This window comes from Clostridium zeae, from assembly GCF_017312485.1.
Taxonomy (GTDB): domain Bacteria; phylum Bacillota; class Clostridia; order Clostridiales; family Clostridiaceae; genus Clostridium_AR; species Clostridium_AR zeae.
Genome location: NZ_BMBA01000001.1, coordinates 1,148,162 through 1,159,911, shown reverse-complemented (window position 1 = coordinate 1,159,911; position 11,750 = coordinate 1,148,162). Strand labels below are relative to the sequence as shown.

Sequence of the window (11,750 nt, the reverse complement as noted above, 5' to 3'; positions counted from 1 at the left end):
TAATATTTTAAATTATAAATACATTTTTTGCCAATTAGTCAATGTATTATGATTTTATTTAAGATTCTAAAAACAGAGAGACCCTTGTATAATTGCTGATTGCAATGGTGTATTGAAAGTTTTTTTTATAAATAACATATAAATAAATATTGTACCAGGGCTTATTAGATAAATTAGTATGGTTTTAATTGAAAATTTTTAAAGTATATAATTTAATGAATTTTTATGCAGTTTAATAGAATAAATATGTAAAAATAAAAGGGCAAGCGAAACTCATAGATGATGTTATTTCCCTTGATATAAATGCGAAAGAGGAGTGATAATTGATGGCGAAGTTAGAAAAAGGGTATGTTCAGATATATACAGGAAATGGTAAAGGAAAGACTACTGCTGCATTAGGATTAGCTTTCAGGGCTGTGGGAGATGGAATGAGAGTAATTATGGTCCAGTTTTTAAAGAGTAATAAAACTGGTGAACTTAATTCTTCAGAATTACATTCACCTAATTTTAAGATATATAGATTTGAAAAAAGAAGGGGCTTTGTTTGGACATTAAATGATCAAGAGAAGCTTGAGCTGAAGAGTGAAATAATGGAGGCATACAATTTTGTTAAAGAGGTAATAAAAGAAAGAAAATGTGATATATTGATACTAGACGAGGTAATGGCTGCTATTTACAATAACTTTCTAGAAGTTTCAATGATTACAGACCTTATAGACAGCAAACCTGAAGATATGGAATTGATTTTGACGGGTAGAAATGCTCCAAAAGAATTAATTGAAAGAGCAGATTTAGTAACAGAAATGAAGGATATTAAGCATTATTATGAAAAAGGCGTAGTAGCAAGAGAGGGGATAGAATATTAATATGAATAGTAATGTAAATAAAATAGAACTTTCAGGTATAAGAAAATTTTCTAATAAGGTTGCAAAAATACAAGGTGCTATATCACTTACCCTTGGCCAGCCTGACTTTCCAGTGCCTAAGAAGATCAAAGAAGCGATGATAGAGGCTTTAGAGCAAGGAAAAACCACATATACATCAAATGCAGGATTAGAGCAATTAAGAGATGAGATAAGCAGATATTTAGATAGCTTTGGAATCGAATATGACAAAGACGAAATTTGTATAACAGCAGGAGGTAGTGAAGCTCTTTTTACAGTGTTTACGACCTTGATAGATAAAGGAGAAAAGGTACTGATTCCAACTCCTGCATATCCGGCGTATGAAAGCTGTGTTAAGCTTGTAGGCGGAGAAGTGGTTAACTATAAGTTGAATAATGATTTTTCTCTAAATATAGATTTTTTAGAGGAAGCTGTACAGGATAGTGGTTCAAGATATCTTTTGTTATCTTTTCCTACAAATCCTACAGGTGCAATACTTGAAGAGAAGCAGCTAAGTGAGCTTAAAGAGCTTATATTAAAATATGATCTAACTGTGATAACAGATGAAATGTACAGTGCACTTTGTTATGATGAATATCATTCCATAGGTCAAGTTAAGGAGATTAAAGATAAGGTTATATTCATTGGTGGATTTTCTAAAATATTTTCAATGACAGGATTAAGATTAGGCTACTTCTGCTTAAATAAGGACTTAATGGATGACTTTATGAAGGTGCATCAATATAATGTATCATGTGCTACTTCAATATCTCAATATGGTGCATATGTTGGACTTAGAGAATGTCTTAACGATGTTGAATATATGAAAGCCCAATTTATAAAGAGAAGAGACTATGTATATAATAGGCTTAAGGATATGGGTTTTGAAGTGGAATTACCTAAGGGAGCATTCTATATATTCCCGTCGATAAAAAAATTCAATATGAGTTCAGAGGAATTTTGTGAATTATTATTAGAGAAAAAGAAAGTAGCTTGTGTTCCAGGAAGTGCTTTTGGCCAAGGTGGAGAGGGCTTTATGAGAATTTCATATTGTTATAGTACTGAAGAATTAGAAAAAGCTTTAGATTTGATCGAAGAGTTTATAAAAGAACTTGAGAAATAAAGATAGTTTGTGTTTGGGAAATATTAAAAGGCTGCAGTAGATTGTTCGTCTACTGCAGCCTTTTTGTATTTTAGAATGATAGATTCAATACATCTTCCATATCGTAATGGCCTGGTTTTGAGACTTTACCCATGTAAGCACTTGCTTTTAAAGCACCTACAGCGAAAACTTCTCTTGAAATAGCTTTATGTGTTATTTCAATAACTTCACCATCTCCGGCAAAAATAACGTCGTGATCTCCAACTATACTTCCACCACGTATTGCATGAATACCGATTTCCTTATGGTCTCTCTTTGCGATTCCTTCTCTTCCATATACGAAGTGTGTATCTTCTTCAATAGAGTTCTTTATAGTTTCAGCAAGCATAACTGCTGTACCAGAAGGAGCATCCACTTTTTGATTATGATGCTTTTCTATAACTTCAATATCGAAGTTTTCATATAGAACAGGTGATATTTTTCTAAGAAGCATGTTTACAAGATTTACTCCAACACTCATGTTAGCAGATCTAAATACAGGAAGTACCTTTGATTTTTCTTCAATTAAAGCCAAATCTTCAGTAGCATATCCAGTAGAACAAAGAACCACTGGTTTGCTATTTTTCTCTGAAAAAGCTAGTATTGGTCTTAGTGAATCTGGTCTCGAAAAATCAAGTAATACATCGTATTCTAAGGTGCATTCATTTAAATCACTAAAAATAGGATAACTTCTTTCACCTTTTGGAAATTTATCTATTCCAGCTACTATTAGAAGATTTTCATCTTTTTCTACAAGATTTGAAATAACTGTTCCCATCTTTCCACAGCAACCGTTCAATATTATTTTTGTCATAGTTTTACCCCCATTACTTTACAAGATTATGCTTTCTTAAAACATTGTTTAATTTTTCAAGATTTTCGCCTTCCATTTTATAAAGAGGTAATCTTAAAGGTCCAACATTGTAATTCATTAGATTTAAAGCTGTCTTTACTGGAATTGGATTAGGTTCTATAAATAAAGTGTTTGCGAGTTCTAAAGTACCTATTTGAATATCTAAAGCTTCCTTTGTCTTTCCTGTTAAGAAAAGTTCGCACATATCATGAACTTCTCTAGGAATAACATTTGCAAGCACTGATATTACACCTATTCCTCCTAAAGATAGTATAGGAATTATCTGGTCATCATTTCCGGAGTATATATCTATTTTATCACCACAAAGAGCCTTTGTTTTTGCTATTTGGCTTAAATCTCCGCTTGCTTCTTTAACTGCTACTATATTTTTTAGTTCAGTAAGCTTCAAAAGAACATTCGGGCTTATATTTACATTTGTTCTAGCTGGTACATTATAAAGTATAATTGGTGTATTTACAGCATTATCTATAGCTTTAAAATGTTCTATTAATCCTCTTTCAGATGTCTTATTATAGTAAGGCGTTATTATTAAAAGTCCATCAACGCCTATACTTTCAGCCCATTTGCTCATCTCGATAGAGTAAGCAGTATTATTAGTTCCTGTACCTGCAATTACTGGTACTCTCTTTTTAACCACATCTACAGTAAACTTTATAGTTTCCTTCTTTTCGCTTTCAGTCATGGTTGAAGCTTCACCTGTAGTGCCGCATACAACTATAGCATCAGTTTTATTTGATATATGCCATTCAAGAAGTTCTTCTAACTTTTTAAAATCAACTCCATTTTCCGTAAAAGGAGTAACTATAGCAACACCAGATCCTTTAAACAAAGACATAATTATACCTCCATGCCTAATAAATTTGAAAATATTTTATAATTATTTGTCCTTAATCATTATCTCAGCAATTTGTACTGCATTTAAAGCAGCGCCTTTTCTTATGTTGTCAGCAACAACCCAAAGGTTTAAACCATTAGCTAAACTAAAATCTCTTCTGATTCTACCCACATAAACATCATCCTTACCATCTACGTATAATGGTGTCGGATACTTTATGCTCTTAATATCATCATATACAACTACACCTTGAGAGTTTCCAAGTAAAGTAAGAACATCTTCGAGATTAAACTCTTTTAAAAGTTCAACATTAATACTTTCACTATGGCTGTTTAATACCGGAACCCTTGCTGTTGTAGCTGTGATTTTTAAATCATCATTATGGAGAATTTTTCTGGTTTCAAGTATCATTTTTATTTCTTCTTTAGTGTATCCATCTTCAGTGAATACATCGATATGAGGAAGAATGTTTCCTGCTATAGGATAAGGAAATTTCTTTGGTGCTTCTCCTTTAACTCCATCTTGAAGGTCTAATATTCCTTGAAGGCCAGCACCAGATACAGCTTGATAAGTAGAATATACGATTCTCTTTATTCCATACGTATCATAAAGTGGCTTTAAAGCAACCACTGCCTGAATGGTAGAGCAGTTAGGATTTGCAATTATTCCATTATGCCAAGAGATATCTTCTGGATTAACTTCTGGAACTACAAGAGGGACCTTAGGATCCATTCTCCAAGCACTACTATTATCTATAACAACTGCACCTATTTCTGCGAATTTAGGAGCAAACTGAAGACTTGCGTCTCCACCAGCAGAAAATAATGCAAAATCAATTTTCTTCGATTTAATATTCTCATCACATAATTCTTCAACAACATAATCAATATCTTTAAATTTCATAGTCTTGCCTGCAGATCTCTTTGATGCAAACAAGTACAGGTTTTTAATTGGAAAATCCCTTTCTGCAAGTATTTCAATGAACTTTCTTCCAACATTACCTGTTGCCCCAACAATTGCTACATTAAACAAAACAATCCCTCCTAAGTTTTTTTAAATTTATGCATAAATATAAATCAAATCTATTATATCACAATCCTAATGTTACATTAAATTAATTATACACTATAATTTATGCTACAGATGAAATTTTTTGAATTTTAAATTTTAATTTTCGCATAATATATGTATGTAGCATCATAATAAAGAGTATATTTTTAAATCATATCAAGGTGTTATCTTTTATCTTTAATATTTTCCACAACAGATGATAGCTTGTAATGGTAGCATTAAAAACTGTATATTTAATAGAATTTTTATGAAAGTTTAGTTAAGTATAAAAAAATTGAAGAACTGTAGAGTCTTGAAAAATATATATGTAATAGGGCCATTTAAAATATTGAGGTAGACATGAATAAAAAGTAGTATTGAAAGCCTACATGTAACTTTTCTTTATGTATTAATAATTAACATAATAAATTTGGTTATTGTATTCAGCTAAATAGTAGTAGGGGTATAACTGTAAATTGATATGGCAATAATAGAAAAAAATAAGAAAAAGGAGACTTTCTTATGAGTAAAACACCATTAAAAAAAGTCATAAAATCTAAAATCAAATCAAATAGAGAGCTGTCTGATGCTGAAAAGCTTAGAGAGTCTATGAAATATGAAATTGCAGAAGAATTGGGACTTAAAGATAAAGTTGATTCAGAAGGTTGGGGTGGGCTAACTGCAGAAGAAACTGGAAGAATAGGCGGTATAATGACTAAAAGAAAAAAGAATCTTAAAATACCGAGCAATGATGAAATTTTAGGAAGAAAGTAAGAAGACGATGTACCATTTCGTAGTAAAACGTATATTTTTGGAATCTTTAACTACAAGAATTGAGAGGTTTGAAAATATAAAGGGATCGAATTGGTACATCTTTATTTGGATAGATTTAAACATGAAGTAGTTTATCTAAAGGGTTCCATTGTGAAAACTTAAGTTATACATGTTCGAAAATAGTGGTTTCTGAGGATTTTCGGGCATGCATAACTTAATGGTTGAAGTTGGAACATTATATATACTAACAAACTAGGAATGATGCTTTTAACTAGTGAAAATGTATCATTTTAGCGAATAAAAAGGGAAAGATAAACATATATCATTGACTTAGCAGAAAATTAATAATATATTATTTAGTAGATTTAGTGTGGGGGATTATTATTAAATGGACAGCTATAATAAATTTGCAAATCTTTATGATCAATTGATATATGAAGATATTAACTATAACAGTATAAGCGACTTCATTTTGGATTTATGTAAAAATAACAACATAAATTATGAGTATTACTTAGACTTAGCTTGTGGAACAGGAAATGTAGCAGCAATCTTAGGGAAGAACTTTAAAAACATATTTTTAGTTGATTCATCAGATAGTATGCTTATAAATGCAGACAAAAAATTTAGGGAAGAAAGAATGAAATGTAAGATAGTATGTCAGGATATGAGTGAACTATCTCTTAATAGAAAGTTTGATTTAGTTACTTGCGTTTTGGATTCAACTAATTACATATTAGATATTGAAGATTTAAGAAACTATTTTCTTTCTGTAAAAAGACATATGAGTGAAAATGGAATCTTTGTTTTTGATATAAATTCCTATTATAAATTAAGTGATATTCTCGGTAACAATATTTTTACATATAATTCTGAAGAGATTTTTTACACTTGGGAGAATATATTTGAAGATGAAATAGTGGAGATGAATCTAACCTTTTTCGTTAAAAATGGAGAGCTATATGAAAGGTTTGAAGAAATTCATGAAGAAAGAGCTTACAAAGAAGATTTTATAGAGTCAATGGTGAAGGACGCAGGGTTCGAAATAATTGGAAAGTACGATGGATATAAGAATAGCTGTATAGAACGAGATAGTGAAAGAATAGTATATGTTCTTAAGAATTTGGAGGTAAATTAATTATGAATGATAAGATTATAAGAGCTACGGCTAAAAATGGAATGGTTAGAATTATAGCTGGAATAACTACTAATTTAGTTGACGAAGGAACAAAAATACATGAATGCAGCACTACAGCAGCTGCGGCTTTTGGAAGAATGCTTACAGCAGGAACTCTAATGGGAGCAATGCTAAAATCTGAAAAGGAAATTTTAACGCTTCAAATCAATGGTGGAGGAGATGCAAAAGGTATTACCGTAACTGCATATCCAGATTGTACAGTTAAGGGATATATAGGAAACCCAGCAGTTGAACCTCCTTTAAATATTAAAGGAAAACTTGATGTAGGTGGAGCTATAGGAAAGAATGGTAACTTAACTGTAATAAGAGATTTAGGTCTAAAAGATCCTTACGTAGGACAAGTGCCAATTTATACTGGAGAGGTAGCAGAAGATCTTGCGTATTACTTTACAACATCTGAGCAAACACCATCTGCTGTGGCGCTTGGAGTTTTAGTTAATAATGATTTATCAATTAAAGCTGCTGGTGGATTTATAATTCAAATGATGCCTGGGGCTGACGAACTATTAGCTGATCTTCTATCTTATAGAATGGAAGAAATACCACCTGTGACTACTATGATAACTGAAGGAAAAACTATTGAAGAAATAGTTGAATATATATTCGATGGAATGGATTTAAAGATCAATGATAGCATTGAACCACTATATAAATGTGATTGCTCAAGAGAAAAAGTTGAAAGAGCTTTTATAAGTATTGGTCTAAAAGATCTTACTGAAATATATGAAGAAGGAAAAGAAGAAGAATTAAAATGCCATTTTTGCAACAAGGCTTATAAATTCACTAATGAACAAGTTGGAGAATTAATAAATACTTTGACGAAATAATTTATTGACAAAGTCTTCTAAAGTTCATATAATATAATACGTGGACGATAGAAGCATATGGCTCAGTAGCTCAGTTGGTTAGAGTGCCGGCCTGTCACGCCGGAGGTCGAGGGTTCGAGCCCCTTCTGAGTCGCCACGTGGCTAGATAGCTCAGTCGGTAGAGCAGAGGACTGAAAATCCTCGTGTCCCTGGTTCGATTCCTGGTCTGGCCACCATTTATTTTAATTTAATTTGGCGCTATAGCCAAGCGGTAAGGTCAAGGTCTGCAAAACCTTTATGCCCCGGTTCAAATCCGGGTGGCGCCTCCAAATTAATATCGAAAGAAAGTGACCTGTATTATAACTTGAAAGAAGTTATAATACAGGTCACTTTTTACTATTTAAAAAGTTATATAGTTAAATAGACAAAAATTTAAAAAGTTTTATAGATTGAATTTTTAAATTTTATTAAATTTAGGATGAGATAATTATTAGGAAGCTGAAGAGTAATTCAAGCATTAAAACAACTAAAAATACAAATTTTACGGCATATTGTGCTATAATAACTATAAATTGTAAATTTTAAAGGGGAGATTTTAATGTGGAGAGATTTAAATTATGCTTGGCAGGAAGCGTTTTCTTTAGCTTGGGAATCTTTTAAGAAAAATACTATTCCAATTGGTGCTGTTATAGTTGATGAGAACGGAAAGATAATATCAAGAGGTAGAAATAGAATCTTTGATACTTTAAGTAATAATCCATTGGCTGGTACTGGAATGGCACATGCGGAAACTACTGCTATGCTAGCTTTGAAACGAGAAGAACATCTAAATATAAAAAAATATACATTGTATACAACAATGGAGCCATGTCCAATGTGTTTTGGAGCTATGCTTATGGTGGGAATAAGAAATATAAAATATGCAGCAAGAGATGGCTATGCTGGGGCTACAGAACTAAATGATAAAATGAGTTATATAAAGAGTAAAAATATGAATTTTAGTAGAGAAAATGAGGAGTTGGAGGCATTTCAGATTTGCCTTCAAGCAGCGTACGAATATAAAACACAACATATCCTACAGCAAGCCGTGCTAGATTCTTGGAGTGAATATTGCAGTAATGGAGTTTTGTTAGCAAAGGAATTGTATGAAGAAGGATATTTTCAAAATGCTTTAAGTATGAGCAAACCAATTGAGAAAATATACGATGAAATAACTGACAGATTATATAAGGGAGAAAGTTTTGAAAAAATTATCTAAAGTGCAGAAAATAATACTTTGCTATTTAGGATTAGCAATATTGTTTGTGTTGCAAGGAAATAGCAATAATACAAAAGATATATTTGTAGAAAGAATATTTAAACCTCTTAAAGGTAATAATTGGACATTTCACTATGCTGGATTAATAGTTATAGTAGGAATATATTGTTGTTTACAACAACTTAATGAAATAAGAGAAAAAGCTATAATTAAGACAGCTTTAAGAAGAGTGATGATAACAGTAGTATTGATAAGTGTTTTTCCTGAAATGTGGAATCAGTGTATTCAAATCTATAAAGGATCCTTTATAGATTTAAAATCTATATATCTAGATAGAGATAAAACTTCAGTGAACTTTAACGGAAATAATGACGAACTAAATGTAAATGGAAGTATAGAAATAATAAATTGCAGTAATTATACACAAAAATTTTACATAAAAATTAAGTCACCATCTTTCGTAAAAGAAGATATAAAGCAAGAATATATTACTTTAAAAAATGAATTTATAGTACATCCAAAAGAACAGAAAAAGCTATCTGTCAGTGAAAATCTGAGGTTTGATAAGGAAGCCAAATATTCAGGATATAGCTCAAAAGTCTTTGAATATATATTGTTTAATGATAAAGATGAAGTTGCTTTCGAAGGAATGTCAAATGAAAATTAAATAGAGTATTATTATATATAAAAAATATATATTATCCATATAGATTTTCCTGTAAATTGATTGGGTCATTATTTCATGTATTGACTTAAGCAAAAGAATGAAATATCATATAAGTAAATAAGTAAGTTCTAATATTCTTATATTATTAAGTTGTATTTTTGGTAATTAAGGGAATAATATAAAATATATTTTTATGATATCAATGGAGGAATTATATGTTTTCATTCATTAAAAGAGGAAATTTTAGAGCAATAAGTGTTCATGATGTTGATGATGTTATAAATAAGATAAATTTAATAGATATAAGAGAGCCGTATGAGTACGAAGATGGGCATATTCCGAAAGCAATGAATATACCTATGGGAGCAATACTTAGAGATCCAGAAAAATATTTAGATAAAGAAAAAGAATATCATATAATATGTCAATCTGGAGGTAGAAGTGCAAAGACTTGTAGCGAGCTTAGTACAAGGGGATACAAGGTAGTAAATGTATCTGGCGGAACTGGATCATATTTAAGATCGCTTGAGAGGTAGAACATAAATCTACAAAAATGTTTGAGTATAAAGTCAAATAGAATGTTAAAGTGTATTATATAAGTATGATGAAAATAAAAACAAACACCTATTTAGTAAATTGAATTCACCTATATAAGTTGAAAGATAGGAGAGGCAGGGATATAATGCTAGACAAAGCTAAAGAAGTTTCAGAAGTTTTAAAGGTACTTGCAAATGAAAATAGACTACTGATAGTGTGCCATTTACTGGAAAGACCTATGACAGTAAGTGAACTGAATGAGAGTTTGAGTAATTTGACTCAATCTGCTATTTCTCAGCATTTAGCTATGCTAAAAGCACACAAGATAGTTGATTATAACAAAAAAGGATTAACTAGTACTTACTTTATTTTAGATCTAAGAGTAAGTAAACTAGTAGAAGTACTAAGAGATAATTATTGTAAATAATTTCGTTTGAAGTCCTATCAAGACTTAAGGTTTTGATAGGATTTTTCCATAGTAAAGGGGGATAGGAATAATGTCAAAAGTAGAATTGACCAATATGTGCATGATTTATGATAAATTAAATAACAAGGTTTTAGTTCAAAATAGGATTAAATCATGGAAAGGAATATCATTTCCGGGAGGTCATATAGAAGATGGAGAAAGCATAGTAGAATCAACTATCAGAGAGATAAGAGAAGAAACAGGTCTTACTGTATATAATTTAGAAGCTTGTGGAGTTATATATTGGTACAATGATGAAACAAAAGAAAAATATTTTGTGTTCAATTTTAGAACTGAGAACTTTAGTGGAGACCTCATAGAAAATACAATTGAAGGTAATGTATTTTGGGTAGATAAAGATAATTTACAAGAGCTTGCGCTTGCTGATGGCTTCAAAGAGCGATTACCAATGTTTTTCGAAAATAAGTACTCGGAGGGCTTTGGTGTATGGAACGAACATACTTTAAGTAAATTAAGATTGCTATAGAGTTTAGCTAGTACAAGCTATTTTTGAGTAGTATAATTTAACTTTAAGTGTTTTCTATATTAATTTGAAAGTGAGGATTTTGTAATGGCTAAAGAAACAGCACTGTTAATTGTAGATGTACAAGTTGCTATGTATTCCTATGAGAATCAATCCTTATATAATGGTGAGAAGGTTCTAGATAATATTTATCTTTTACTTCAAAAGGCTAGAAATACAGGTACTCCAGTAATCTACATTCAACATACTAGTAAAGATGAAGATGAGTATAATAGAACAAAACCAACATGGCATATTCATCCCAAAATAACACCATTGGACAATGAAACTGTAATAGAGAAGACAACTTGGGATTCATTTTATAAAACAGGTTTAGATGATACCCTAAAAGAAAAAGGAATTAAAAAACTAATTATAGTAGGAATGCAGACAGAATTCTGCTTGGATACTACTTGTAGATGTGCTTATAGTTTAGGATATCATGATAATGTATTAGTTAGAGATGCAAATAGTACTTTTGATGGACCTGTACTAACTTCAAAGCAAATAGTTGAGCATCATAACACTCTTTTGGGTGGAAGATTTGTTAAGTCTATGTATACAGATGAAATTGAGTTTAACTAAAAATATAATATATATCTATAATTGAAAAATTTAGATAAGAGAATAATATATACTTGCTGAACATTAATAGCAATATAATAATTTAATATATTTATTAACATTAACACGCTATGTAGCTTAGGTTGGAGCTCTTAGCGTGTTTAATTTATATG

At 30.8% G+C, this 11,750-nt stretch carries 14 protein-coding genes and 3 tRNA genes; 14 read left to right on the top strand and 3 right to left on the bottom strand.

Annotated elements, in window-relative coordinates; genetic code table 11:
* Positions 1 to 326 precede the first annotated feature (326 nt).
* Both cobO and J3477_RS05405 read left to right on the top strand, forming a co-directional pair.
* Positions 327 to 866 (top strand): cob(I)yrinic acid a,c-diamide adenosyltransferase, encoded by a 540-nt coding sequence (gene cobO / locus J3477_RS05410; RefSeq protein WP_206868582.1) that lies wholly within the window; start codon positions 327 to 329, stop codon positions 864 to 866.
* A gap of 1 nt (position 867) precedes the next feature.
* The gene (locus J3477_RS05405; RefSeq protein WP_206868581.1) at positions 868 to 2,007 is read left to right on the top strand and encodes a pyridoxal phosphate-dependent aminotransferase; all 1,140 of its coding nucleotides are present in this window, start codon (positions 868 to 870) and stop codon (positions 2,005 to 2,007) included.
* Positions 2,008 to 2,077: 70 nt separating this feature from the next.
* Here J3477_RS05405 and dapB read toward each other — a convergent pair whose 3' ends face one another.
* Genes dapB through J3477_RS05390 form a run of 3 tightly spaced genes read right to left on the bottom strand, consistent with a single transcriptional unit; the run spans position 2,078 to position 4,766 of the window.
* The gene (dapB, locus tag J3477_RS05400; RefSeq protein WP_206868580.1) at positions 2,078 to 2,839 is read right to left on the bottom strand and encodes a 4-hydroxy-tetrahydrodipicolinate reductase; all 762 of its coding nucleotides are present in this window, start codon (positions 2,837 to 2,839) and stop codon (positions 2,078 to 2,080) included.
* Between the two features lie 13 nt (positions 2,840 to 2,852).
* Positions 2,853 to 3,734 (bottom strand): 4-hydroxy-tetrahydrodipicolinate synthase, encoded by an 882-nt coding sequence (dapA, locus tag J3477_RS05395; RefSeq protein ID WP_206868579.1) that lies wholly within the window; start codon positions 3,732 to 3,734, stop codon positions 2,853 to 2,855.
* A 42-nt stretch (positions 3,735 to 3,776) separates the two neighbouring features.
* Positions 3,777 to 4,766: an aspartate-semialdehyde dehydrogenase gene (locus J3477_RS05390; protein WP_206868578.1), complete on the bottom strand. Its 990-nt coding sequence runs from the start codon at positions 4,764 to 4,766 to the stop codon at positions 3,777 to 3,779.
* Positions 4,767 to 5,306: 540 nt separating this feature from the next.
* Here J3477_RS05390 and J3477_RS05385 point away from each other — a divergent pair.
* The 12 genes from J3477_RS05385 to J3477_RS05330 all read left to right on the top strand — a co-directional run bounded on the left by J3477_RS05385 (position 5,307) and on the right by J3477_RS05330 (position 11,598).
* The gene (locus J3477_RS05385; RefSeq protein WP_206868575.1) at positions 5,307 to 5,558 is read left to right on the top strand and encodes an alpha/beta-type small acid-soluble spore protein; all 252 of its coding nucleotides are present in this window, start codon (positions 5,307 to 5,309) and stop codon (positions 5,556 to 5,558) included.
* 388 nt (positions 5,559 to 5,946) lie between these two features.
* Positions 5,947 to 6,696 carry a class I SAM-dependent DNA methyltransferase gene (locus J3477_RS05380; protein ID WP_206868574.1) on the top strand — a complete coding sequence of 250 codons (750 nt, stop codon included), beginning with the start codon at positions 5,947 to 5,949 and terminating at the stop codon, positions 6,694 to 6,696.
* 2 nt (positions 6,697 to 6,698) lie between these two features.
* Complete coding sequence (gene hslO, locus J3477_RS05375; protein ID WP_206868572.1) at positions 6,699 to 7,583, top strand: Hsp33 family molecular chaperone HslO; 885 nt, start codon at positions 6,699 to 6,701, stop codon at positions 7,581 to 7,583.
* Between the two features lie 59 nt (positions 7,584 to 7,642).
* Positions 7,643 to 7,719, top strand: a tRNA-Asp gene (locus J3477_RS05370).
* 3 nt (positions 7,720 to 7,722) lie between these two features.
* A tRNA-Phe gene (locus tag J3477_RS05365) sits at positions 7,723 to 7,798 on the top strand.
* Positions 7,799 to 7,816: 18 nt separating this feature from the next.
* Positions 7,817 to 7,891: transfer RNA gene (locus J3477_RS05360), tRNA-Cys, on the top strand.
* A gap of 269 nt (positions 7,892 to 8,160) precedes the next feature.
* Positions 8,161 to 8,820: a nucleoside deaminase gene (locus J3477_RS05355; protein ID WP_206868570.1), complete on the top strand. Its 660-nt coding sequence runs from the start codon at positions 8,161 to 8,163 to the stop codon at positions 8,818 to 8,820.
* Positions 8,804 to 9,487, top strand: coding sequence for a hypothetical protein (locus J3477_RS05350; RefSeq protein WP_206868568.1), 684 nt, complete (start codon positions 8,804 to 8,806; stop codon positions 9,485 to 9,487). Before J3477_RS05355 ends, J3477_RS05350 begins: the two co-directional genes overlap by 17 nt.
* A gap of 215 nt (positions 9,488 to 9,702) precedes the next feature.
* Entirely contained in the window at positions 9,703 to 10,023 is a 321-nt protein-coding gene (locus tag J3477_RS05345) for a rhodanese-like domain-containing protein (RefSeq protein WP_206868567.1), read from the top strand.
* Positions 10,024 to 10,166: 143 nt separating this feature from the next.
* Complete coding sequence (locus tag J3477_RS05340; protein WP_228731249.1) at positions 10,167 to 10,451, top strand: ArsR/SmtB family transcription factor; 285 nt, start codon at positions 10,167 to 10,169, stop codon at positions 10,449 to 10,451.
* A 70-nt stretch (positions 10,452 to 10,521) separates the two neighbouring features.
* On the top strand, positions 10,522 to 10,977 hold the full coding sequence (locus tag J3477_RS05335) for an 8-oxo-dGTP diphosphatase (RefSeq protein ID WP_206868563.1): 456 nt from the start codon (positions 10,522 to 10,524) through the stop codon (positions 10,975 to 10,977).
* An 84-nt stretch (positions 10,978 to 11,061) separates the two neighbouring features.
* Positions 11,062 to 11,598, top strand: coding sequence for a cysteine hydrolase family protein (locus J3477_RS05330; RefSeq protein ID WP_206868561.1), 537 nt, complete (start codon positions 11,062 to 11,064; stop codon positions 11,596 to 11,598).
* The last annotated feature ends 152 nt before the right edge of the window (positions 11,599 to 11,750 follow it).

Excerpts from the sequence above, each read along its gene's own strand:
- J3477_RS05405 (WP_206868581.1), top strand. The coding sequence starts at position 868 with ATGAATAGTAATGTAAATAAAATAGAACTTTCAGGTATAAGAAAATTT.
- J3477_RS05380 (WP_206868574.1), top strand. The coding sequence starts at position 5,947 with ATGGACAGCTATAATAAATTTGCAAATCTTTATGATCAATTGATATAT.
- J3477_RS05335 (WP_206868563.1), top strand. The coding sequence starts at position 10,522 with ATGTCAAAAGTAGAATTGACCAATATGTGCATGATTTATGATAAATTA.
- cobO (WP_206868582.1), top strand. The coding sequence starts at position 327 with ATGGCGAAGTTAGAAAAAGGGTATGTTCAGATATATACAGGAAATGGT.
- J3477_RS05330 (WP_206868561.1), top strand. The coding sequence starts at position 11,062 with ATGGCTAAAGAAACAGCACTGTTAATTGTAGATGTACAAGTTGCTATG.
- J3477_RS05345 (WP_206868567.1), top strand. The coding sequence starts at position 9,703 with ATGTTTTCATTCATTAAAAGAGGAAATTTTAGAGCAATAAGTGTTCAT.
- hslO (WP_206868572.1), top strand. The coding sequence starts at position 6,699 with ATGAATGATAAGATTATAAGAGCTACGGCTAAAAATGGAATGGTTAGA.
- J3477_RS05355 (WP_206868570.1), top strand. The coding sequence starts at position 8,161 with ATGTGGAGAGATTTAAATTATGCTTGGCAGGAAGCGTTTTCTTTAGCT.
- dapA (WP_206868579.1), bottom strand. The coding sequence starts at position 3,734 with ATGTCTTTGTTTAAAGGATCTGGTGTTGCTATAGTTACTCCTTTTACG.
- J3477_RS05385 (WP_206868575.1), top strand. The coding sequence starts at position 5,307 with ATGAGTAAAACACCATTAAAAAAAGTCATAAAATCTAAAATCAAATCA.
- dapB (WP_206868580.1), bottom strand. The coding sequence starts at position 2,839 with ATGACAAAAATAATATTGAACGGTTGCTGTGGAAAGATGGGAACAGTT.